The organism is Hymenobacter antarcticus (assembly GCF_039539545.1).
GTDB lineage: Bacteria > Bacteroidota > Bacteroidia > Cytophagales > Hymenobacteraceae > Hymenobacter > Hymenobacter antarcticus.
This window is the reverse complement of record NZ_BAABDI010000007.1, coordinates 28371-50520: the sequence shown is the minus strand read 5'-3', so window position 1 is coordinate 50520 and position 22150 is coordinate 28371. Positions and strand designations below refer to the sequence as shown.

The 22150-nt window shown below is 62.6% G+C and carries 19 protein-coding genes and 1 pseudogene; 5 read left to right on the top strand and 15 right to left on the bottom strand.

The features are described 5' to 3' along the window. The first annotated feature begins 328 nt into the window (after positions 1-328). Positions 329-811: a T9SS type A sorting domain-containing protein gene (locus ABD819_RS07155; RefSeq protein WP_345122521.1), complete on the top strand. Its 483-nt coding sequence runs from the start codon at positions 329-331 to the stop codon at positions 809-811. Here ABD819_RS07155 and ABD819_RS07150 read toward each other — a convergent pair. Beyond that, positions 721-1533, bottom strand: coding sequence for a ferritin-like domain-containing protein (locus tag ABD819_RS07150; protein WP_345122519.1), 813 nt, complete (start codon positions 1531-1533; stop codon positions 721-723). The genes ABD819_RS07155 and ABD819_RS07150 overlap by 91 nt on opposite strands. A gap of 15 nt (positions 1534-1548) precedes the next feature. Further along, positions 1549-2259: a ferritin-like domain-containing protein gene (locus tag ABD819_RS07145; RefSeq protein WP_345122517.1), complete on the bottom strand. Its 711-nt coding sequence runs from the start codon at positions 2257-2259 to the stop codon at positions 1549-1551. Between the two features lie 331 nt (positions 2260-2590). Between ABD819_RS07145 and ABD819_RS07140 the strand changes: the two are divergent. Both ABD819_RS07140 and ABD819_RS07135 read left to right on the top strand, forming a co-directional pair. Continuing rightward, positions 2591-2946: pseudogene (locus ABD819_RS07140) on the top strand (mannonate dehydratase); the annotation flags it as partial. A gap of 61 nt (positions 2947-3007) precedes the next feature. After that, positions 3008-4303 carry a sugar MFS transporter gene (locus tag ABD819_RS07135; RefSeq protein ID WP_345122515.1) on the top strand — a complete coding sequence of 432 codons (1296 nt, stop codon included), beginning with the start codon at positions 3008-3010 and terminating at the stop codon, positions 4301-4303. A gap of 131 nt (positions 4304-4434) precedes the next feature. On the opposite strand, the gene ABD819_RS07130 is transcribed toward ABD819_RS07135, so the two are convergent. The 6 genes from ABD819_RS07130 to ABD819_RS07105 all read right to left on the bottom strand — a co-directional run bounded on the left by ABD819_RS07130 (position 4435) and on the right by ABD819_RS07105 (position 9278). Continuing rightward, positions 4435-5463: a YeiH family protein gene (locus tag ABD819_RS07130; RefSeq protein ID WP_345122514.1), complete on the bottom strand. Its 1029-nt coding sequence runs from the start codon at positions 5461-5463 to the stop codon at positions 4435-4437. Between the two features lie 83 nt (positions 5464-5546). Beyond that, positions 5547-6458: a LysR substrate-binding domain-containing protein gene (locus ABD819_RS07125; protein ID WP_345122512.1), complete on the bottom strand. Its 912-nt coding sequence runs from the start codon at positions 6456-6458 to the stop codon at positions 5547-5549. Positions 6459-6519: 61 nt separating this feature from the next. Then, positions 6520-8232 carry an ATP-binding protein gene (locus ABD819_RS07120; RefSeq protein ID WP_345122510.1) on the bottom strand — a complete coding sequence of 571 codons (1713 nt, stop codon included), beginning with the start codon at positions 8230-8232 and terminating at the stop codon, positions 6520-6522. Continuing rightward, positions 8225-8521, bottom strand: a complete 297-nt coding sequence (locus ABD819_RS07115) for a circadian clock KaiB family protein (RefSeq protein ID WP_425553944.1) — start codon at positions 8519-8521, stop codon at positions 8225-8227. The genes ABD819_RS07120 and ABD819_RS07115 overlap by 8 nt, the downstream gene beginning before the upstream one ends. 46 nt (positions 8522-8567) lie before the next feature. Next, positions 8568-9092 (bottom strand): ATPase domain-containing protein, encoded by a 525-nt coding sequence (locus ABD819_RS07110; protein ID WP_345122508.1) that lies wholly within the window; start codon positions 9090-9092, stop codon positions 8568-8570. Between the two features lie 51 nt (positions 9093-9143). Continuing rightward, positions 9144-9278, bottom strand: a complete 135-nt coding sequence (locus ABD819_RS07105; RefSeq protein ID WP_345122506.1) for a hypothetical protein — start codon at positions 9276-9278, stop codon at positions 9144-9146. A 540-nt stretch (positions 9279-9818) separates the two neighbouring features. On the opposite strand from ABD819_RS07105, the gene ABD819_RS07100 reads away from it, so the two are divergent. Then, on the top strand, positions 9819-10187 hold the full coding sequence (locus tag ABD819_RS07100; protein ID WP_345122504.1) for a hypothetical protein: 369 nt from the start codon (positions 9819-9821) through the stop codon (positions 10185-10187). Between the two features lie 237 nt (positions 10188-10424). Continuing rightward, positions 10425-11510, top strand: a complete 1086-nt coding sequence (fbaA, locus tag ABD819_RS07095; protein WP_345122502.1) for a class II fructose-bisphosphate aldolase — start codon at positions 10425-10427, stop codon at positions 11508-11510. 131 nt (positions 11511-11641) lie between these two features. On the opposite strand, the gene ABD819_RS07090 is transcribed toward fbaA, so the two are convergent. From ABD819_RS07090 to ABD819_RS07060, 7 genes are all read right to left on the bottom strand, one after another. Further along, positions 11642-12304 (bottom strand): hypothetical protein, encoded by a 663-nt coding sequence (locus ABD819_RS07090; protein ID WP_345122500.1) that lies wholly within the window; start codon positions 12302-12304, stop codon positions 11642-11644. Positions 12305-12501: 197 nt separating this feature from the next. Then, positions 12502-13995: a hypothetical protein gene (locus ABD819_RS07085; RefSeq protein WP_345122498.1), complete on the bottom strand. Its 1494-nt coding sequence runs from the start codon at positions 13993-13995 to the stop codon at positions 12502-12504. Between the two features lie 159 nt (positions 13996-14154). Then, positions 14155-15186: a hypothetical protein gene (locus tag ABD819_RS07080; RefSeq protein ID WP_345122496.1), complete on the bottom strand. Its 1032-nt coding sequence runs from the start codon at positions 15184-15186 to the stop codon at positions 14155-14157. Next, positions 15164-18571: a hypothetical protein gene (locus ABD819_RS07075; protein ID WP_345122494.1), complete on the bottom strand. Its 3408-nt coding sequence runs from the start codon at positions 18569-18571 to the stop codon at positions 15164-15166. The genes ABD819_RS07080 and ABD819_RS07075 overlap by 23 nt, the downstream gene beginning before the upstream one ends. 190 nt (positions 18572-18761) lie before the next feature. After that, positions 18762-20240 carry a hypothetical protein gene (locus tag ABD819_RS07070; RefSeq protein WP_345122492.1) on the bottom strand — a complete coding sequence of 493 codons (1479 nt, stop codon included), beginning with the start codon at positions 20238-20240 and terminating at the stop codon, positions 18762-18764. Positions 20241-20350: 110 nt separating this feature from the next. Then, the gene (locus tag ABD819_RS07065) at positions 20351-20761 is read right to left on the bottom strand and encodes a hypothetical protein (protein WP_345122490.1); all 411 of its coding nucleotides are present in this window, start codon (positions 20759-20761) and stop codon (positions 20351-20353) included. 15 nt (positions 20762-20776) lie between these two features. Continuing rightward, complete coding sequence (locus tag ABD819_RS07060; RefSeq protein WP_345122488.1) at positions 20777-22114, bottom strand: hypothetical protein; 1338 nt, start codon at positions 22112-22114, stop codon at positions 20777-20779. Positions 22115-22150: the final 36 nt, after the last annotated feature.

Genomic DNA, 22150 nt, shown 5'->3' with positions numbered 1-22150 from the left:
GCAGGCTCCGGGACCTTGTCAGGAGCCTGCTTCGAGGCCCGTTTCCTCCCAAAGTCCTGCGGGCTGCTACCGGCTGTGGCAGCCCCCCCCCCGGTATGGGCCGCCCGGCAACTTCTCGCGCTATCCCAATTCAAACCAATTCCCATCCAGGAAGAAACTGCTACTGTTTCTCCTGCTCAGCGGCCGCACGCTTACCGCTGGTTTCGGCCAGGCCATTTCGCCCTACTTCGCCGGCCGGAATGCCTGGCTGTCCACCGCCCCGGGCACGCGGGTTTTCAACGGGCAACTCGACCAGCTTTGGCCGCTGGTGAAGCAGTCGAAGGTGAAGATGATTCGCATCGGCAGCAACGGCTTGAAATCCAACCTGGTAACCAACCCCGCCCACGGCCGCTTCAAGGTGCTGCCGCCGCCGCTGGCGGGGCAGCGCGAGGTGCGCGCCACGCTCTTCGACGCGCTGGGGCAGGCAGTGCTAAATCGCAGCATCGCGCTGAACGCGGCCGGGGGTATGGCCAAGTTTAGCATCCAGCGTCTGGCGGTGGGCATGTACACGTTACGGCCACAGGCCGAAGGCCAGGTATTAACGAAGCGGGTGGTACTGGAGTGGCGCTCCCGTTGCGCAAAAAGCCAGGCTTTCCGCATACAAAAACGGCCAACCGCAGGCTATTCGCTGCTGGTTAGCCGTTTTTGTATGCGGAAAGCCTGGCTGTTGCAGCCGCTGGCCTATGCCAGGAAGGGCTTCACAATTGCCATCACTTCGTCCTTGTGCAGGGGCTCGTCGAAGCTGGAAGTGGCGGCGTTGCCCACGTTGTAGCCGCCAATGCCTTCGATGTTGATGACGACCTGGCGGTGGTCCGACTCGCGCTGGTAAATGCGTTCGAACGGGGTGCCTTTCGAGTTGTCATCGCCCACAATCCAGGGCTTTATTTTGGCGTAGCCGTTCACCATCCGGATGAAGCGGATGTGGGCCGCGTGCCGGGCTTCCATAGAATGGATGCGCAGGGCGGCGGTGAGAATGTCGTTCGACGATTTCAGCTCGCTGGCCTGGCCTTTGTAGGCGCCCACGCCGGTGTCCTCAAACGCCTGGGCCACCTGCAAAAACTGCTTGTAGTCGCTGAAAACGGCCGGAAATGTGCCTTTGCCGGTAAAATCGTACTTGCCTTCGGCTACCGGTGTGCCGCCGGCCGAGGTGATGGTCTGCTGGAGGAACTTTACGTGTTGCACCTCGTGGTCGCGGATGACGTTGATTTTATCCTTCGCCGGCAGTAGCCCGGGCGTGCCCACGGCAGTCTGGTAAAAGCGGCTTTCGAGGTGCTCCAGGGTGAGGGCGAAGTTCAGCACTTCCAGCACGTCACTGGATACTTTCTGGCCGTAGGCTTTGTTGAACAAGCCGCCCAGGGCCACGGGCACGGCAGCGGTGGCCAGGCGGGTACCCACCCGCGCAAAGCGGTTGATTACGCCCCGGCGCGCATCCATCCGGTCGTAAATCTCGGGGTCAACGCTCTCAATTTCGTTAAATAGGTTAGACAGATTCATGGTATCCGGGAGTTACTAGTGGGTGGGGAGCTCGTCGACCTTTACTTTGGTAACGAAGTATTTATCGGCCAGCGCCATTACTTGCGGGGGCGTACGCACCACGTCGAGGCCGTTGGCATCGGCCACGTCGCTGTCGGCGAAGCTGCCGAAGCTGAGCAGGTTGCGAATGGTGGCAGCGTGGCGGGCTTCGACCGACACAATCTTGCCGGCGTGGTTCAGGAACGGCGACAGGGCCAGCAGCTGGCCGGCTCCGTTGTAGGCCGATACGCCCAGGTCTTCGAACGTGCGGGCCGTAGTGAGCACGCTGCGGCGGTCGGTGAAGTTGATGGACGAAAAGTCGAACTCCAGCTTGGGCACCTTTTTCAGCGTCAGCACATCGCGGAACCATTCGCGGTGCGCGATTTCATCATTGCGGATGTCGGTGAGCAGGTCTTTTTCCATCGCGCTGGCCCCGGCATAGAAACCGGCAGTCACTTTCTCATAGAAAGCACCCTCCAGCTGTTCCAGCGCGAAGGCGTAGTTCAGAATGGCCAAATCGTGCTTGCCCACGTTGACGGTGTTGGTCTCCTCGTCTTTGTTGATGCGGCAGCCGGCCGAGGCCAAAACCACCCCCACTGCGCCGAGGCCCGAAAATTTCAGAAAGGAGCGCCGGGGCACGGCTTCGAGCAGCGGCGGGGTGGTGCCGGGCCCCAACGGGGGCGGCGTGAGCTGGGAGGGAGGAATCATGTTGTTTTCTGATTAAGAGTGGAAAGTGGAGTACCGGCTGCCGGCCGCAAAGTGGTTTGCTTGCAGCCACCGCGGGCTAAGGTTTGTCCAACTCCAACGGGTGAGGCCGCTCAGGGTTGTACCGCCGACACAGCCCACCCTTTGAGAGCCGGCCAACACGGGCTTTTTCCCTTACGAGGCGACACGCACGTACCGAACAGGAAACCAGCGCCCACCGCCGCTTTATTATCCAGCTGTCGCACAGGGCATTATTGCGCTACCCTTATTCCCGGGCAGTCGACTTGCGCTCGAACAGCGTGGATTCGAGCACGAGGCTTTGGCTGGAAAGCACGGCTCCTTCGGGGTGCGGGCCGATAACGACCTGCCGCAGATGGTGCGCCGGTTTGCCGACCGCATTCACTTCATCCACCTGCGCAGCACCCGGCGCGATGCCGCTGGCAATTTCTACGAAGTCAACCACCTGGAAGGCGACGTGGACATGTACGCCGTGCTGCGCGCGCTAATCCAATTCAGGCCATGCGCCGGCGCGGCATCAGCCTGCCCATGCACCCCGACCGCGGCCACCAGATGCTCGACGACCTGCCCAAAAAAACCAACCCCGGCTACTCCGCCATCAGCCGCCTGCGCGGGCTGGCCGAGCTGCGCGGCCCGGAACCGGGCATCAGCCGCAGCCTGGCCGCTGCATAATATTCGCGTTTTGACGCGTAGCTTACACTGTTTTTACGCTCGCTGACCCACTTTTACCCCTATGGCTGTTCCCGCTTTTTCCACTTCCACTCCCCTTGCCACCACCGAGCCCGGTGGAGCCTCGCCGCGCTACACCTCGGCGCTGGCCTCACTCACGGTGCTGTTTTTCATGATGGGGTTCATCACCTGCCTGAACGACATCCTGATTCCCTATCTCAAGGGCCTGTTCACGCTCAGCTATGCCAAGGTTAACCTGGTGAACTTCTGCTTTTTCGGGGCTTATCTGGTGATGGGGGTGCCGGCCGGGCGTCTGGTTACGCGCATTGGTTACAAGCGCGGGATGCTGGTGGGCTTTCTGGTAGCGGCCCTGGGTTGCTTCCTGTTTTATCCGGCCGCCGAAAGCCGCACCTTTGAGCTGTTTCTGGGCGCTTTGTTCGTGCTGGCTACCGGTATTGTGATGCTGCAAGTGGCCGGCAACCCCTACGTATCCATCCTGGGCCCGCCCGAAACGGCTTCGTCGCGCCTCACCCTGACGCAGGCGTTCAACTCGTTGGCCACGTTCATCGCCCCCATCGCAGGCTCGTGGCTGATTCTTTCGCACCTGCCCGACCTCAAAACCCTGACTCCCGCGCAGACGGCCTCGCTCGATGTAACGGCGGTGCAGTACCTGTATTTGGGCATCGGAGCGGTATTAGTGTTCATTAGCCTGGTGCTGAGCTTTATCAAGCTGCCGCACATTGCGCACGAGCCCGCCCCGGCCGGCGACACGCAACGCGCTTGGAACTACCGCCACCTGCTGCTGGGCCTGGTGGGCATTTTCTGCTACGTGGGGGCCGAAGTGGCCATCGGCTCGCACATCGTGAGCTACCTGGGCCAGTCGGAAGTAATGAATATGGCCGCCCGGGACGCGGGCGTGCAAGTGGCCTTCTACTGGGGCGGGGCCATGGTGGGCCGCTTCCTGGGCATCGCCATCCTGCGCAAGGTTAAGCCGGGCCGGGTGCTCGCCTTTAATGCCGTCATGTCGGTAATACTCGTCCTGATTTCGGTGAATTCTACCGGCGCGGTAGCTATGTGGAGCCTGCTGGCCGTGGGCCTGATGAACTCGATTATGTTCCCGGTCATCTTCACGCTGGCCGTGGCCGGCCTGGGCCGCCACACCGAAGATGCCTCCGGGCTGCTGTCGGCGGCTATCGTGGGCGGAGCCGTCATTCCGCCGCTGTTCGGCATCATTGCCGATAGCACCCTTGGCGGTGGCGGCGTACACGCCCTGCGGGTGGCTTTCGTGCTGCCCGTGCTGTGCTACCTATACATCGTGTGGTACGGCCTGCGGGGCAGCGAGCCCCAGCCGGCCGCCTAAACGAGTACCCCGAATTTCCAATTCGGCCGCCTGAACGAGTTGTTGGGATGTCGTTCAAACAGCCGAATTGGAAATTCGGGGTACTCGGTCTGCCAACTTCAACGGCTTTGGGTTGTTGGCTGGCTTTTCGGCTATACCGTGTGCAAAATCACGTAGAGCGAAGCCGTCGAAATCACCACCCACAGCACTACGCCCAGCACGAAGGGCCGGGCCCCCACCGCCTTCAGCACGGCGGCCGATAAGCCCGCGCCGATGAAAAAAAGCGTCACCGTGAGGCCGATTTTGGCCAGGGCCACTAGCCACGGGGCCAGCGGGAAGGTATTGACCAGCATGGCCAGAATGAAGCCGAAGATGAAATAAGGCAGCTTCACCTTCACGTCCTGCTGCTTAAAGAGCATGGCCGTGCCGATGGAAATCGGGATTATCCAGAGGGCGCGGGCCAGTTTCACGGTGGTGGCCACTTGCAGGGCCTGGTCGCCGTAGGCCGCCGCTGCCCCTACCACCGACGAGGTGTCGTGAATAGCAATGGCGCACCACAGGCCAAACTGGTTCTGCGTCATAGCCAGGGCGTGGCCGATGGGCGGAAACGCAAACAGCGCAATGGCATTGAGCACGAACACCGTGCCCAGCGCCACCGACATTTCTTCGTCTTTGGCCCGCAGCACCGGCCCCACGGCCGCAATGGCGCTGCCCCCGCAAATGGCGGTGCCGCAGGAAATCAGGTGGACGACGTGGCGGCCCAGACCCAGCCACTTGCCCACGAAATACCCCAAAATCAGGGTGCCAAAAATGGACACCACCGTGAACAGAATGCCCTCCTTGCCGGCCGCCATGGCGGCGTGGGCATTCATACCGAAGCCCAGCCCCACCACCGAGTATTGCAGCAGCTTGGCCGTGAGCCTTTTGGTTTGCGCAGCGAAGGGATTACCCAGCACCTGCGCCAGCACCAGCCCCAAGGCCAGCGCCACGGGCGGCGAAGCCCACGGCGTGAGGCAGAACACCAGCAGCAGCCCAAACACTACCTGCCGCCCCGTAAACTCGCGCCCCAGCACCACCCGCGGCGCGTGAAAATGCCGCCGGAAGCCGGTGATTTCGGGCTGGTCAGCAGCCTTCGCGACGGCGGTGTCTGGAGCGGGGGGAGGAAGGACGGGGTGGGACACGGCAGCAGGGTTTTAGCACCCCAAATTTACGGCCCTCCCCTGCCAGGGGGTAATCCTAAAAGGTTATTCGAAATTACCAGAAGTTATAGTGAAGCCGCAAAGTGGCCCTGCGCGAAGCTGAGAAACCGCTGGGCCAAGCGCGAGAGCGGCTGCCCCTGCACCCACACGGCCTCGAACTGGCGCGGCAGGTGCAGGCCGGCCACGGGCACTATTTCCAGCGCCCCGGCGGCCAGCTCCCGCACCAGGGCCCGGCGTGACACGAAGCCCAACGCCGTGGGCGAGGCTTCGAGGTAGGCCTTGATGGCTTCGGTGTTATCGAAGTAAAACACCACCCGCAACTCGCTGAGCTTGATTTTGAAGGCACGCAGGGCGAACTCCAGCACTTCCAGCGTGCCCGAGCCGCGCTCCCGCAGCACCAGCGGGCAGGCCAGGGCCTCGGCCAGCGGCAGGGGCTGCCTGGGTGGGCCGGCCGGGGTGGCGCGGCGCACGGCCACCAGCTCATCGGGCAATAGTAATTCGTAGTGCAGGTCGCGGCTTTTCGAGCGGCCTTCCACGAAGCCCAGGTCCAGCTCGCCGCGCAGCAGGGCTTCGGCAATGTGCTCCGAATTGGCGTTGAGCAGCGAGAGCTGCACCCTGGGGTGGCGGGCCTGGAAGGCGGGTAGCAGGCCGGGCAGCACGTACTGGGCCAGGGTGGTGCTGGCCCCCAGGCGCAGGCGGCCGGCGGCTTCGTCGGGGTCGCGCAGGGCGTGGAGCTGGTCTTCGAGCTGCTGGGCGGCGGCGGCCACGGCTTCGGCGTGGGCCTGCAGCAGCCGGCCGGCTTCGGTGAGGGCCACGCGGTTGCCGCGCCGTTCCAGCAGGCGCTGGCCGTACTGGGTTTCCAGCTCCCGAATGTGCTTGGTGACGGCTGGCTGCGTGATAAACAGCCCTTGCGCGGCTTTGGTGAAGCTCAGGTGCTGGGCCACGGCCTGGAATACGCGAAGGCGAAAATCGGACATGCCGCCAAGGTACAGGCGGCGGCGGCAACGGCCCGGCCAGCCGCCACCGGTACCCTTTCGTCTACCCGATGAAGTAGACCAGAAACGTGCTGCCGCTGCCCACTTCAGACCGGGCTTCGATGCGCCCACCCGCGTTTTCCAGCATCCGCTTCACCATGTAGAGGCCAATGCCGGAGCCCTCCACATGGTCGTGAAAGCGCTGAAACAAGCCAAAAAGCCGCGTTTCCTGCGTGGCATCAAAGCCCAGGCCGTTGTCCTGCACTTCCAGCACGACAGACGCACCCTCGGGCCGGGCGCGCAGCCGCAGCTGCGGAGGGCGGCCCGGAGCCCGGTATTTCAGGGCGTTGCTGAGCAGGTTGAAAACCACGCTGCGCAGGTTTTTCTCGGCAAACAGCACCGTGGGCGCGGCGGCCACGTCCACATCCAGCACCGCCCCGGTGCTTTGGATAAGTGGCTCCAAATCGAGGCACACGTCGCGAATAACGGCCGCCAGATTCACCGGCTCGATGGGCCGGCCGTGTTCCTTTTGCAGCTTCGACACCTCGGTCAGGTGCTCAATAGTGCGCTTGAAACGGTTCACGGATTCCTCCATCAGCGCCAGAATGGGCCGCACCTCGGCGCTCTGGGCCGTGGCGGCGGGCAGCTCGCTCAGCAGGGCATCGAGCAGGCCCTCAATGTTGCTGATGGGCGCTTTGAGGTCGTGCGAGGCCGTGTAGATGAAGTTGTCGAGGTCCACGTTGGCCCGGGTCAGCTGCTCGTTGTTGTCGCGCAGCTCGCGCTGGCCTTCGTCGATGCGGACCAGCGCCAGCTTGTGCTCGTGAATGTCGGTACAGGTACCAATCCACTGGACGATAGTGCCGTGCTCGTCGCGCGAGGGCAGGGCGCGGCCCAGCATCCAGCGGTAGTCGCCGGCACGGTTGCGAAACCGATATTCCACTTCGAAGACCTCGCCGGTCCGCAGGCATTGCTGCCAGCGGGTCCCGGCCGCGGCACCATCGTCGGGGTGCAGGTGCAGGGACCAGCCGTGGTCGAACCCAGCGGCATTTTCCTGGCCGATGTAGTCGAACCAGCGGCCATTGAGGTAGGAATTGTGGCCATCCGGGGTGGCCGTCCAGGCAATGTGGGGAATGCCTTCCAGCAGGCGGTTGGCGGCGGCGGCGGCGCGTTCCCCAACCTGGCGGGCCGATTCTTCGTGCTTCAGCTCTTCGGATTTGCGGTCCAGCAGCGCATTTTGCTCGGCCACGCGGGCCCGGATGGCCGTAATTTCGCGGCGGGCCGACAAACCCGTGACAATGACCGCCAGGGCGGACGTTTGGTTGAACCGCAGCACGTTCAGGGCCACCGAAAACGGCACCAGCTCCCCGGCCTCGGTTTGCAGCGGCAGCTCGCCCTTGCTGCGGCCCTGCCAGCCTTCCAGCAGCAGGCTGGCCCAGTAGGCCTTGTAGGCCGGCGGCACAAAATCATCGAAAGCACTCCCCATTATCCCGGCCAGGGGGCGGCCCAGCAGGCCCGCCAGGCAGGCGTTGCAGTAGAGCACCGTGGCCTCTTCGCCGAGCAGCAGGGCCCCTTCGTTCATCTGCTCGATGAGGGTGCGGTAGCCCTGGTCGGCCCCTTGCGGCGTGAAGATGCGCGGCCCCTCGGGGCCCTGCACGGCCAGCGCATCCACGGCCCCGGTCCGGATGGCGTGAATCAGCTCCCGGGCTTCCTCCAGCTGCGCGCGCAGCTCCTCGTTTTCCTGGGCCAGGGCCGCAGCCGTTGGTTGGGGCTCATTCATAGCTGATTCCGTTATGGACCGCGGCGGAAATACCCAGGGCTTTCAGCACCCGCTCGCGGTCCGAAAGGTCGCCCACCAGCCGGCGCACCAGCCCGGGGATGGCCAGAATCTGGTTGCCCTCGGCCAGCTGCGGGTGCACCAGCAGGTCGATTACTTCCAGCTTGTAGCGCCCCTTGAGATGCTGCTCGCAGTACCTGCTCAGGTTGGTCGGCGCGGCCACCGATTTGGGCGTTTGCCCGGCCACGTAAAGGCGCAATGCCCGGGTTTCTTCGTCGATTGTATTCATCATGGAAAAAATGCGGGCAGGTGTGCAGGCGCACCGCGGGTCGTACGAATTATTGGCCGCTTTCGTGGCGGGTGAGCGTGCCTTCGCCCCGCTCGGCCGCGGTGAGGGTGGTCACGCCCTTATCCTTGAGCCAGCGAAACAGCCGGCGGATTTCCGAGCGCAGCACGCTCTGGTTTGGAAACCCCGAAAACAGCGCCTCAATGGTATCGGGCACCACGCGCCTGGCCCCGATTGAATCGATGGCGTAGCCCAGGCGGATGAACAGCCCGTCGAGGTCGTACTCGCCGGTTTCCTCAATCTCGGAGCGGTGGACGTGGTCGACGCGCAGCAGCTGGCGGGCCTGCAAGTCCTTCAGGTCGAAGCCCAGCGAGGCCACGTTGGCGGCCAGCTCTTCGCCCGTTTCCTCGAAGGCCATGAGCACGCCCGGCTCGTTGAAGTCCTGAATGCCGCAAATCAGGGTGGACCGGCCCAGCGGCAGGCCGCCTTCGGTAATTTCATCCAAACCGTCGATGCCGGTCGGGGCCTTGGGTAGCTGGGGTAAAGGCGGGGCTGCGGATGGGGTTAGCACAGGCATGCAGGAGGGATTTAGAATCTTGCATGCCTAAACGCTAAAATGGCCGCCGGGTTATCGGCTGCCGGCGGCGAAATCGAGCCAGCCGGCGCGGTACTCCTCCGGCTCGGCCGGGCCGATGCCGTAGGCACTGAGCGCGTCGGCCCGGCTCAGCATCCCTTGTTCCACGGCATTGAGCACGGCCCACACCTTCAGCTTGCGCTCCGACGCGAGCCCCTCGGCGGACTAGGGAACGGGGTAGCCAAAAACTACACCATCGCCGCCGCTGCCCACCACCAGAAAACGATAGCGCAGCGCCCCTACCCCATCGAGCCCCGACCGGACTCGTGAAGCCATTGAACGCGCCGGGCCGGGTCGGGAAAATGCTGGGCACCTACCCCCGCTATCCTCAAAATCGACGCGCAGAATACCCCGGCCAACTCCTGGACCGGCGGCGTCTACCTCAAGCGCAAGGCCTGTTCCCCGGCCGCCCGCTACTTCGAGCGGGTCGTGAATCTGTACCCCTTCGATTATTCGGCCACCCACAGCCCGACGACCAGCCGCAACCCGTACCCCACCTCTTTCGGGATACTGGCCGCGGAAAAGCGTGAACTCAGCGACTTTTTAAACCTAACCATCGATTAGCCCTCTCATAATGAGCCGGCAATTTCCAACTTCAGAAAAAAGTTACTTACTTACATCTTCTCAACCACTTACACCGCCACCACTTCACCCTACTGCTCCCCTGGCATGATGACTGAATTTCTTGGCTACGGCACTACGCCGGTTAGCGGTTGCGCTTTTTCGCCCGACCTATCATCGGTGCCCACCCGGCCGACCAGCCTACTTGAGCTGGGGCAGAACTACCCGAACCCCCACGCTGGCGAAACCAGCGTGCCCTTCATCCTGACCACCACCGCCGATGTGCGCCTCACCATTCTGGACGAGCGGGGCCGCAACGTGGCCGGCGTGATGCACAAAGCACGCAGCCCAGGTCCACAGAGCATTAAGCTGAATCTGGCGGGCCTGGGCCTGCCCCCCGGCGAGTACGTGTATCAGCTGGAAGCCACTACTAAACGCGGCGTATACCGGCAATCGAAACGAATGAGCACCGTGTAGCGTTGACTCCGAAAAAGGTGGGAGAACTGTGCAGCCCGAGGCTGACCGCTGCAACGGTCAGCCTCTTTTTTTGCCCGGCCGCGTGGGTTTTGGCCGGCCCGGCGACACTCGTTTGGCCCGCGCCTTTCAGGTTAGGCAGCGCCGCCCGTACTTTGTGAGCCGGGCACCCGCATTGGGTGGCCTGGCTTTTCCCCGCTTTCTCTTGACCACCGCGGCCCCGCCGCACAACTTTTTTTTATGGCTGACCAAACCCTTACCGGCCTTCGGGCCGGCGTGCTGCACGGCGACGAAGTGCAGGCCCTCTTCCAGCACGCCAAGGCCCACGCCTACGCGCTGCCCGCCGTGAACGTGACCGGCACCAACACCGTGAACGCCGTGCTCGAAACCGCCAAAGCGGTGAATTCGCCGGTGATGGTTCAGTTTTCGAACGGCGGCGCGCAGTTCTTCGCCGGCAAGTCGGTGCCCAACGACGGCCAGCGGGCCAGCATCGCGGGCGGTATTTCGGGGGCCTACCACGTGCACCACATGGCCGCCCTCTACGACGTGCCCGTGGTGCTGCACACCGACCACGCCGCCAAAAAGCTCCTGCCCTGGATTGACGGCCTGCTCGATGCCGGCGAGAAATACTACCAGACGCACGGCCAGCCGCTCTACAGCTCGCACATGCTGGACTTGTCGGAAGAGCCGATTGAGGAGAACATCGAAATCTGCAAGCGCTACCTCGAGCGCATGGCCAAAATCGGCATGACGCTCGAAATCGAGCTCGGCGTGACCGGCGGCGAGGAAGACGGCGTGGACAACTCCGACGTGGACAGCTCCAAGCTCTACACCCAGCCCGAGGAAGTGGCCTACGCCTACGAGCAGCTCAGCGCCATCAGCCCGCGCTTCACCATCGCGGCCGCGTTCGGCAACGTGCACGGCGTGTACAAGCCCGGCAACGTGAAGCTCGAGCCCAAAATCCTGCACAACTCGCAGGAGCACCTGCGCCAGAAGCACAACATCGCGGAGGCGCTGCCCATCGACTTCGTATTTCACGGCGGCTCGGGCTCTTCGCAGGAGGAAATCCGCGAGGCCATCAGCTACGGGGCCATTAAGATGAACATCGACACCGACCTGCAATGGGCGCTGTGGGAAGGCATCAAGGACTACTACGTGAAGAACGAAGGCTTCCTGCAGGGCCAGATTGGCAACCCCGGCGGGGCCGATTCGCCCAACAAGAAGTACTACGACCCGCGCGTGTGGCTGCGCAAAGGCGAGGAGACCTTCGTGGCCCGTTTGAAGCAGGCCTTTGAGGATTTGAACTGCGTAAACCGCCGCTTCTAGCGCTTATTGAAAAGAAAAAGAACGTCATGCTGAGCTTGCCGAAGCATCTCTACCGGGGAAGTAACTAATTACTCTTCGCGGTAGAGATGCTTCGGCAAGCTCAGCATGACGTTCTTTTTTGTCCGTTATACCTACTTCCCAATCGACCCAATCTTGGGCTGAATCTGGATGATAAAGCGCTTGTTCAACGCTTCCTGGCTGCCGGTGTAGCGGCCGGCCCCGCGGAAGCCGCTACCGGCCGCCACCACTTCCAGGTTGCTGGGGAAGCGCAGCCCCGCCTGCTCCCAAAGCCGAATTACGGCCAGAGCGCGGCTGTAGCTGAGCTGGCGCACGGCCGGGCCGTCAAGGTTGTGCACGTCGTTGGGCGGGTAGCGCAGGTCTTTGGCGGCCCGGCCTTCTACCACGATTAGGTACTGTACGTTGTCGGTTTTCAGGGCCTGGGCCTGCATCTGATTCAGCAGGAAGCGCCCGGCTTTTATGAGCGGGGCCTGGGCGTTGGCCGGCAGCACATCGCTCTTGGAGGCGAACGTGACCGGGAATTTCAGCTCGTAGCGCTTGTAGGTGGCGTTGTATTCGAAGTAGTTGCTTTCGAGCCGCTTGAGGGCCGCCTTTATCTCATCGAGCTTACGCTTTTCCTGCACCTGCACTTTCAGGTCGTAGATGAGCTTGTCGTTGTCGCGCTGCTTGTCCTTGAACAGCTTGTAGCTGAGCACGAACAGCACGAGCATCGTCAGAAACAAGGCCGTCATAAGGTCCACGTAGCTGGGCCAGAAGAAGTCCTTGCTCTCTTTCATATTGTGGTTTTGCGAACGTCAACCTCACCCCCTGACCCCCTCTCCAAAAAAGAGGGGGCACCGGAAATGCGTGGGTAGCGCTCAATGAATAACGAATGATTTAAGAGGAATCGAACAAAGAGAAGAGTTACTTCTCAACCCTTGTCCGGTGCCCCCTCTTTTTTGGAGAGGGGGTCAGGGGGTGAGGTTGACGGCCGCTACTTCTTGCCCAGCACGTTGCGCTGAAACCAATTGGGCTGGGTAATCTTTTCCAGCACGGCATTCGTGCGGTCCACCTGCTGCAAGAGCTGCTGTTGCAGCTGGGCATCGGTCAGCAGGCGGGCTTCCATGCGCTGCAAAGCCTGGGCGGCCAGGGCAGCCTGGCGCTCCTGCAGCACGTTGAGGTCCTTTTGCTGGGCGGGGAGTTGGGTGAAGGGATTAAGGTACTCCGTGATTTTCTGGTAGATATTATCCTGGTTGAGGCGGCGGAAGTGCTGCTGCCACTGCTCGTGGGCGGCGCTGGCTTCCTTTTGCAACTCCTGCAAGCGGCCGTCGAGCTCGGTATCCATGCGGTGCACGCCCTCGCTCACGCCCTGCCGAATTTGCGCGCCCAAATCGGCCAGCAGCTTGCCGTGCTGGCTGAAAAACGCCACCTGCTGCCGCAGGGCGTCGTCGTGCTGCTGCAGGTACTGCGGCACGCTGGCCAGGCCCTGCTCCAGGGCGGTGAGGCGGTTGAGCAGCGCCCCAATAGTCTGGGCGGCTTCGGTGCTGTGGGTCACGGTGGTGTTCAGGGCCTGCTGGTAGCCGAGGAATTTCTCAAACGTCTGGGCGCTTTCGTCCACCCTATCGAACACCTTGATGGTAGCATTGGCCAGCTCCGAGTAACCGATTTTCTCCAGCTGCTCCAGGAAATTCTTCTGCACGCTCACGTTCTCCGTGATGCTGGCAATGAGCGGCGTAAACTCGTGGATTTTGCTGAAAAAGTCGTTCTGAATCTGGCTAAAAAAATCGGTATTGAACGTGTCCAGCACCGATTTCAGGTTGCTCATGCCGGCCTGCATGTCCGAGTTCAGCTTGGGCAGCAGGGCCTTTTGCAGGAAGGTGTAGTAGGCGTTTTTGTTGCGGTCGCGGGCGGCGCGGGCCTGCTTCAGCAGCTGGTTGCCGGCCAGCGTGAAAGCCAGGCCAAACAAGCTGCCAATCATGGCAATGAGCACGCCGCCGAGGAAGTGCTGCACGTCGCCGTTGCTGAACGACGTGTCCTTGGCCGGGTCGGCCTCCACGTCGGCAAACGGGTTGCCCACCAGCGACACCAGGCCCAGAATAGCGCCCGTGAACGTGCCCAGCAACCCCAGGTACAGCGGCGTCGCCACCTGCGCCTGAATCTCCTCGTCAAGCGCTTCGGCGTGGCGCTCAGAAATGTCTTTCAGAATGCCGAAATCGGCCGCCGCACCCCGGTTGTTCAGCAGGTATTCGTTGGTGTCGGTGACAATCTGGCCGAACTCCGGCGAGGCATCGCGGGCCATCAGGGCATCGTACTGGATATCAAAGTTCTTCTCAGGCTGCGCGGCGGTGAACGTGATGGGCTGCACGGCTATCGCGCCGGACGCCGGATACATCGCCTCCACCCGGCTGGTGAGCTGGCGATTGCGGACAAAAACCACCGCCTGCCAGGCCACCAGGGCCAGAATCAGTAAAATCTCAATTAGGAGCATAGGGGCTAAAAATGTAAGCGAAGGTACGTGAGCCCCACCCCTAGCCCCTCCCCGGTGGGGAGGGGGACTAGCTCTAGCTTTTTACAAACCAGAAAAATCAACGATTAGAATAATTAGAAAATAGTCCCCCTCCCCACCGGGGAGGGGCTAGGGGTGGGGTTAGCTCAGCGCGATTTCGGCCTTCTGCACCACGTGCCAGGCGTCGTCGCGCTTTTCGAGCTTGCCGGGCGTCAGGTTCTTAATGGTCGTAAACTGCTCCGTAGGCGGGAGCTCAAAGGCAAAAAACTCCTTCAACTCACGCACGCCGTTGCCGATGATGCGCGACTGGTCGGCCTGCGGGCTGAAGGAGAATTGTGCCGTATTCGCCTCGCCGTGCGGCAGCGTGATGATCAGCGGCATCTGCGGCAGCGGGTTAGGGCTGAGCTTGCGGTGCTCGATGCTGGGCACGTCCGGGGCCGGTGCATAATAATGAACGGGGCCGGAAGCCACGGCCGGCGCAGTCGCGGCGGCTTCCGTAGCGGGCGCGGCGGGCACCGCAGTCTCGGCCGCGCTGGCGTCCAGCATCTCCTGAATGGCCGGCGGGGTGGACGTAGGTGCTGCCCATTCCACGGTCTGGCCGGTTTCCAGGGGCTGGTCTTCGGAAGCGGCAGGTACGGGTGGTTGCGTGGGGTTCATAGCGGATGGGCGGTGCGGAACGTTGGCCGGCCAGGACTGGGCCTGGCGCGACGAAGGGGTTTTCTTGGAATTCTGCTTCGGCGGACTCTGCTTAGGCTTGCTGCCCGGAGCGGGTGGCCGGGGCGGCTGATTTGGCAGCGGAGGCACAGGTTGGTTGCCCTGCACTCCGCGGAGCGACTGCACCACGGGTGGACGAACCACCACGTTTTCAGCGGGCCGCTTCAGCGCGGTTGCGGGTACGGCCAGCGGGTCGGAAGCCGCTGGGGCAGCTGCCCCGCTGGCCACTGGTTGCGATTTACGGCCCAGCAGCCGCGCCCCCAGTACACCGAGCGCAATGCCGCCCACCAGCAGCCCCAGCATCCACGGCCAGTTGGAAGCCGGCTCGGCGGGAATCGGCACCCGCACCGATGAATCGCCGGCAGTCGGCTGGGCCTGCGCCCGCGGCCCGCTGGCCAGGGCCAGCAGGAGCAGCAGGGCCCACCAGCCCCGGCGGCTAGTTGAGCGGTTGCGCGTCATGAAGCACCTTGGATAGCTCATACAGGGCGTTTTTGAACGGCAGAAAGAACAGCGTTTCGGGCACGGTGTCACCGTCGCGCAGCACGTCGGCGTACTGCTGGCGGTAGAGATTGAAAGAGTCGCCGAGGCTGCGCTCCAGCGTGCTCATCACCAGTCCCTGGTCGTTTTTCACGCCCAAGTCGGCCTGCAAACGCTTCAGCTCGGGGTCTTCGAGCAGCAGCTTGAGGCAGGCGCGGGCGTTGGCCAGCACCGCCTGCTTGATTTCATCGGTCACGGCCGTGGCTTCGAGGTGGTGTTCGCCTTTGTCAGCCTGCGGGTTGTCGGCATCGGGCAGCACGCCCACGGGCCGTACCAGGGGCGGGTCCTGCGGAATCTGGCCGGTGGCGAGCACGCCGCCGTTGGCGGTGGTTTGCTTGGGGTCATCGGCCAGCTTGATGCGGAAATCAGCCGGCACGGTCTGGCCAGTAGCTTTTTCCATAATAAGGCGAGCCAGCTTTTCCACCGGCTGCAGGTTGGAGCCCGCCGCCAGCAGGCGCACGTACAGGCTGCCGCGCCCCGTGAAGCAGAGGTAGCGCGGCAGCTGCTGGCCGTTGGCCACCGTCACCTGCGCCACGTGGTAAATCAAGGCCCCGAAGTGCAGGTAGAACAGTACCCGAAGGTGCTCGGCCCGCAGCAGTCGTTCGCTGAAGCCCAGCAGCTGGTCGTAGTTAAACAGGAAGCTGGCCACGTCCTCGGAGCCGAAATTATCGGTTCCTTCGGCCACCAGCACGTATTCGCGGGCCCGGCGGGCAGCGGGTGAAAGCACGGCGCTCTGCACCCCGGCCACGCCGAAACGCACGAGGCCGTTGTCTTTCGAGCCACGCACTTCGGCCCCGCCATCGCCCCAGAGGTCGTTGCCGGCGAAGCGGAAAGAGGTGCTGAGCACCGGCTTGCGGTCGGCGTAGAGCAGCACGTCGGTGGTACCGCCACCAATGTCGATGAAGGCCGCGTTTTCGCCCGGCCCCAACGTCACGATGTTGCGGCGGGTGAGGTAGTAGTACGGCGCCGTCGATTCCACCATGCAGGGCATGGAGTTCGTGGTGTGGAAGATGCGGTGAAACAGCGTATCCCACTCGCGCTGGTACAAATTGCGCTGGTAAGTCGAGAAACTAAGCGGGGCAAACCAAGTGATTTGCGTGGCCGCCAGGTTGCCGCCATTCAGCGCCACCTTAGCGCGGCACAGCAGCAATATCTCCGCAAAAAACGCCCGCACGCGGTTGGTATTGGCAATGTTCAGCGAATTATCCCACTTCAGATTGGTGTGGTAGTTGGGCCGACGCTGCTCCTCGGTGATGATGCCGAAGGCCACGTTAATATTGCCCAATACGCTCAGCTCCTGGGTGGCATAGTTGGCCGCTTCGTAGGTGGCGGTGCGGGCGGGGAAGGCGTAGGGCGAGTTATCGGCCCCGATGATGGGCGGCACGAACTCGCGCTCCTGGTACTGCTGCCAGCGCTTGATTTGCACGAAGTTGGCCGGGTCGTCGTCGATGCCGCGGTACAGGCGCTCGTACACGCTGCGGTCGGGCTCAGTCGTGCTCTTTTTGAGCAGGGCCACGGGCGTATCACTCAGGCCGAAGCTGAACGGCTTAGGCTCCTGGCCAGGGCTGTCCTGCATGGCCACGTGGGTGTTCGTGGTGCCAAAGTCGATGGCAAAACGGTACTCCTTGGTGCCCTGACGCTGTTCAGGCCAGCGCGGGATGATGAGAGCACGCCCTTCGGCCGGGGCCGGGTTCAGCACTTCGAGGTAGTCGAAATGGGTGCCGCGCACCTCGTAGTACGTGCTGCCTTCGTCCTGGCTGGTTTTGGGGGTGCGCTCGTAGCGGGTGGCGCTCTGGTCGGTGCCGGTTTCGCTGAGCAGGTGGCCGTTGGCCCAGAATTTCAGGTCGACTTTCTTGGTCACCATGCTCGGGTCGATGTTATTGGCATCCACCAGCATGACTTTGTAGAAGTCATTATACTGGGCCGCGTCGGCCACTTTCACGAAGGGGAATACCGACAGCGCCACGTTGGTCACGCGCAAGCGGCCCACGCCGTCGCCCTGCGGGTTGGCGTAGTAGGCGCGCTCATAATCCACGAAATCGCCACCGCTAACGGGCACGCGCAGCTTCACGCGCACGCAGGCCGGGTCGAGCTCCAGCGTCAGGTGCTCGGCTAGTTCGTGGGTGGTGAAGTAGTCGAAATACGCGGGCTTGATTGGCAGCAGCGGCCAGCTGCTGGGCCGGAAGCCGGGCGCAATTTTCAGATTCCCGCAGAAAAAACGGGTTTCATCTACCTCGTAGGGCACGGCCAGCAGGGTTTCTTCCAGCAGGTCATTAACGGTCAGATATGGATACGGCAGCTCCGGACCAGGCAGTGTCCGCTCCTTCAAGGGCCGGGGGTCGATGGCCGGCACAATGGCTCCACTGTCGGCAAACAGCGTTTCGTTATAGTATTTCTTGCCGACTGCTTTCAGGCCCGGACGCAGCACAATGGGCAGCGGCCCCGCCACGCCGGCCCGCGTGGGCCGGATAAATAGGTCGGAACCGCGCACGGTGCCTTCGTCGGGACGCACGCGCAGCAGCACGCCGGCCACGTCAATCTGGTTGTTCGAGGCATCCGTCAGGACCGGAAAATTGCTGAGGCTGGCGTTGCCATCCATGGCCCATTTCTGCAGCAGCCCCCGGTCGAGGGTATCGCGCACGAGCGGAGCGAGGGCGGTCAGGGTCGGGTCGCCCACGAACTCCTGGTACACGTAGTCGCGGAAAGCGGCTTCGCGGTTGGCCAGCGGCACGTACAGGTTATCGAAATAATAGCCACCGCCCTGAGGCCGTTGCACCGGCAGCGGCTTGATATTCGGAGCCGGAAAAAACAGCGTGAGCGGCGAAGTACCGCCGATGAGCTGCGGCACGCCATTGGCACCTGGGAAATAGATAAGGTGCATCTCGGTCAGCTTCGTAAAGCGACCATCGAGGTATAGACTCAACACGTCGGCCAGGGGCCGGGTGGCGGGGTTGGCGCGCAGCTTGGTCAGTTCCTCGTCCTTGCGCCAAGCCCGCAGCTGCAGGCGCTGGCTGGCCAGCTTGCGCTGGTGGAAGTTGAACATCATCTCCCACACGTCCCAGAAGTGACTCACCAGCTGGTGGTACACCGAGTCCTGGCTGGTGCCGCCCTGGGTCACGAAGCGCAAGGCCGTTTCCACCAAGTGCATCCGCGCAAACGGCGATGGAATGGAAACCGCCACCTTGGCGGCGCGGCCGCCTTGCGGGTCCAGCAGGCGCTCCACTTCGTGGGGGCCAATTTTACCAGTCGGCCCCCAGCCCTCGTGGGTGCTGGAGCCGGTGTCGTGTAAGCGCAGGATTTTAGCCATGTTGTGAGTTGCAAGAGGCGCGGCCGGTTCACCTCACCCCCGGCCCCTCTCCCGTGGAGAGGGGAGCCACGGCGGCGCGGAGATGCTGGTTGAAATAGGCCTCTATTGTTAATTCAAGTTTGTTTTTTGAAAGAATGCCGTCAGGCTCCCCCTCTCCGCGGGAGAGGGGGCTGGGGGGTGAGGTGAGCGGCTACGAGTACTGAAGCTTCTTATCCAGAATCTCCCCCGTAGCCTCCTCAAAGGCCTTCACCACCCAGCGCAACGCCTCGTTCTCCGTGGGGTTGCTCAGCGTGGCCTTGCCCACCGCCTTCGTCAGCTCATCACGGAAGAAGCCCGGCGTGATGCCTTTGCTGAAAATGCCGGTTTCGACCGTTTTGTCGGCCACCATCTTGTTGAAGTCGCTTTCATCGGCGCGGATGGCCGTGTAGCGACGCTGGTTCACGCCCAGCTCGCGCAGCCACTCGTTGTATTCGCCAAAAAAGTCAGTTAGCTCGCGCAGGGCGCGGTTATTCCGCAGCTGGGCCGCGAGGTCGCCGGCCTCATAGTAGGGCGCCTTGGCGTCGTCGGGAGTGTGCTTGAGGAAGTAGCGGGCGAAATAGTGCAGCTGAATCAGCGGGCGGGCCACTTCCTGGCGCATATCGGCGGGCAGCTGGCCGAAGTCGATATCCGCCGAGTCCGCCTTGAGGCCGTATTCGTGGTAAAGCGGCTGGTTGCCGTCGAGTTGGTTGTCGGGCACCTCCATGAAGTGCGGTACGGCCAGGGCCCCCAGTAATTCCAGCAAATGCGCCTGGTTGCGCTGCTCGGCGCGGCCGGGGTGGTTGGCCAGGGGCTGGCCGGGCTGGTCGCCAAGGTAATACATGGCCTCCAGGCCCTGCAAATTATCGGCGTAGTACGAAAGGGCCGTTTTGGTCTTCGTAACGAAGGTGTTGGAGTCGATAAAATCCTGCCCGGCTGACTTCTCATCGGCCGAAGGCTCCTGCAACTTGAAGTACGGCAGCATCACCAAAGCCCCGGCTTTGAGGCGGCGGCGCACCTCCGGGTGGGCCAGGGCGGAGTTGGGGTCGCGCAGGTTTTTCACCAGCAGCGGGAAGCCGGCCGCGCCGGTCCCGCCAAAAATCGAGCTGATAAAGAACGCCCGGTCGCCGTCCTGCAGGCTCTGGGCGAGGTAGCGCATTTCCTTGGATTGCACCACGGCGTTCAGCACCACCGAGCCCACGTTGGGCGAGCCCCGGAAGCCCACGTCGAGGTTGGCCGCGAGGCTGTCCTGCGTAAACAGCAAATCGACCAGGCCCTGCGTTTCCACCGAGAGGTCGTTGTATTTCAGGTAGTCCCGAAACGGCTGACTGATGCCGCCGAAATCGTATACGAACGAGTCGCGCAGCTCCTCGCCGCCGCCGCTGGTGTTCAGGTGGGCCAGCGTGTTCATGGGCTGGCTGAAGAAGCCGGTTTTTTCCTTCTGGCCATCGCCGTACAGCGCTTCGTGAATGCGGGCGTAGCGCTTGAGCAGCGCCACGGTGCGCGTCACGTCGCCGTTCTGGGTGTCGGGGTCGATGAGGACGGGTACCACCTGGTCGCAGTTCGGAATGCGCACACCCGAGGCCAGCAGCATGGTGAGGGAGCGCAGCACGCGGGCCCCGGTGCCGCCCACGGCGAAGATGAATAATTTCATTTTTAGTGGTTAGTGATTAATGGTTAGTGGTTAATTCTCAACGGCTAACAATTAACAAGCAGGACCAAACGTAGGTATGCCATTAACCACTAACCGTTAATCATTAACTATTAAAAAGGCCCCACAAACGGCGTGGTGCGCGCATACGTGCTCCAACGCTTCAGCAGCACCGAGAACAGCAGGAACCACAGCGCCGCCACCAGCATGTTCACCACCATAAAGTAGCCGAGGTAGCTGCTGCCTTCCGCGCCGTGGCTTTTGCTGAGGCTGTTGGCGAGGAAAACCCCCAGGCCGGCGGCCAGCGCCAGCGTGAGGGCCCAGTGCGGCGTGCGGAACAGGCCCGTGCGTATGGCCGAATTAAAGACGTAGTAGAAGGCTACCACCAGCAGCAGGGCCACGCCCAGCGTGCTCCAGCCCACCAGCGAAAACAGGTCGGTTTTATACAAGCCGTAATCGGCCGGGCGCTGGCTTTGGAAAATGGAAATCAGGGCCGAGTACAGGCTGGTGAAGAAGGTTTGCATAGAAAGCAGGGCGGGTTATTTATCGTTTTTGAGAGGAAGCTGAACCGTAAATACGGCTGGCAGCGGCGTTGGATACGATTGGCGGACGCCGGCCAGTACCTGGTCGAGGCCGAACGTGCGAGCGGCCGGCGTATTGTCATTGGTGGTAGACCAGGCCGCTACCCATTCCGGCGTTTCCGGGGCGGGCAGCGCAATGGTGAGCGTGGCCGTGGGGCTGGCCAGCTTGCTCACCCGCAGGCGCGCTACATGGGTGTAGGGGGCCAGCACCGGCTGGCCGCTCTGCTCCTCTTCGGTGAGCGGACGCACCGAGTTGGGCAACAGGCTGGCCTGGCCGTTGGGCAGGCGCACCTGCAGATGTTGGGCCAGAAATGCGGGTTTCTGCCACGCGGCGGGCAATTCCTTCAAATTCATTCCCACCGAAAAGTCCACTGGGTCGTCGGAGGGGTTCAGGGTCAGGCCGTTGTTTTCGGCGTAGACGGTGCCGCCGCTCGACTTTAATTTGGGGTCGGTGAGCTTGGTGAGCAAGGGTGCAAAAGCTGGCTGGCTGGTTTTCAAGCCGAAAAATGCCTGCTGGGCCGGCGCATTCTTAAACACTTCGGCGGCGAAGCGGGCCACCTGCGCGGGCGGCCCAATCACCCACACGTAGTACGGCACTTTCTCGCCGTTGAGCGGGCGCTTGGGCATGGGCGTTTTCACAGCCGGGTGGTAGGTACCGTAGAAATGCGACGTTTCGCCAAACACGGCCACAGCCAGCTGCTGCTGGCTCACGGGCGCGATGGCGGTGCGAATGAGGTTGGGCAGCTGCGAGAAGTCCGATTTGCGCGCCGGGCCGTAGATAAAATCGGAAATCACCACGCTCACTCGTTGCGTGGCCTGCGGCATGGCCAGAATGCCCTCCAGCATCTGGGGCAGCTCGGTGCCCAGGGCGGCCTGGTTCACCTCGCCCTGCACCACGTCGCGCAGCTGCTGAAACGGCACGGCCCGGGGCGCGGCATTTTCGCAGAGGTAGAACTTACGCTCGGCCACGGCCCCGCTCACCTGGGTTTCGGTGATGAGCGCGCCGATGCGCTGCTGGAACTCCGTGGCCGGCTTGTCGGCCCCGCCACGCGGTACAAAGCCCTTCATCCCGCCCGAATATTCCAGAAAAACACTGACCTTAAGCGGAGCCATTTCAGTGGCAGCCGGAACTTCAGCTACTACTTTGGCCCCCTTGGCGGGCTTGCTGGCGGTAGTCTCGGCGGGCTCGGAAGTGCAGGCACTCAGCAGTGAAATCGTCCCGAAGAATACTCCGGCCAGCCGGAAACGACGAAAAAGGCACGACGCGGGCAAGCCCACGGAAACGGAAATCGGCATAGAGTAAGCGCTTGGCAAGGATTTGGGGCGAAGTAT

Coding starts and splice junctions, on each gene's coding strand:
- ABD819_RS07155 (WP_345122521.1), top strand. CDS start 329: ATGATTCGCATCGGCAGCAACGGCTTGAAATCCAACCTGGTAACCAAC.
- ABD819_RS07150 (WP_345122519.1), bottom strand. CDS start 1,533: ATGAATCTGTCTAACCTATTTAACGAAATTGAGAGCGTTGACCCCGAG.
- ABD819_RS07145 (WP_345122517.1), bottom strand. CDS start 2,259: ATGATTCCTCCCTCCCAGCTCACGCCGCCCCCGTTGGGGCCCGGCACC.
- ABD819_RS07135 (WP_345122515.1), top strand. CDS start 3,008: ATGGCTGTTCCCGCTTTTTCCACTTCCACTCCCCTTGCCACCACCGAG.
- ABD819_RS07125 (WP_345122512.1), bottom strand. CDS start 6,458: ATGTCCGATTTTCGCCTTCGCGTATTCCAGGCCGTGGCCCAGCACCTG.
- ABD819_RS07120 (WP_345122510.1), bottom strand. CDS start 8,232: ATGAATGAGCCCCAACCAACGGCTGCGGCCCTGGCCCAGGAAAACGAG.
- ABD819_RS07115 (WP_425553944.1), bottom strand. CDS start 8,521: ATGATGAATACAATCGACGAAGAAACCCGGGCATTGCGCCTTTACGTG.
- ABD819_RS07110 (WP_345122508.1), bottom strand. CDS start 9,092: ATGCCTGTGCTAACCCCATCCGCAGCCCCGCCTTTACCCCAGCTACCC.
- ABD819_RS07100 (WP_345122504.1), top strand. CDS start 9,819: ATGATGACTGAATTTCTTGGCTACGGCACTACGCCGGTTAGCGGTTGC.
- fbaA (WP_345122502.1), top strand. CDS start 10,425: ATGGCTGACCAAACCCTTACCGGCCTTCGGGCCGGCGTGCTGCACGGC.
- ABD819_RS07090 (WP_345122500.1), bottom strand. CDS start 12,304: ATGAAAGAGAGCAAGGACTTCTTCTGGCCCAGCTACGTGGACCTTATG.
- ABD819_RS07085 (WP_345122498.1), bottom strand. CDS start 13,995: ATGCTCCTAATTGAGATTTTACTGATTCTGGCCCTGGTGGCCTGGCAG.
- ABD819_RS07080 (WP_345122496.1), bottom strand. CDS start 15,186: ATGACGCGCAACCGCTCAACTAGCCGCCGGGGCTGGTGGGCCCTGCTG.
- ABD819_RS07075 (WP_345122494.1), bottom strand. CDS start 18,571: ATGGCTAAAATCCTGCGCTTACACGACACCGGCTCCAGCACCCACGAG.
- ABD819_RS07070 (WP_345122492.1), bottom strand. CDS start 20,240: ATGAAATTATTCATCTTCGCCGTGGGCGGCACCGGGGCCCGCGTGCTG.
- ABD819_RS07065 (WP_345122490.1), bottom strand. CDS start 20,761: ATGCAAACCTTCTTCACCAGCCTGTACTCGGCCCTGATTTCCATTTTC.
- ABD819_RS07060 (WP_345122488.1), bottom strand. CDS start 22,114: ATGCCGATTTCCGTTTCCGTGGGCTTGCCCGCGTCGTGCCTTTTTCGT.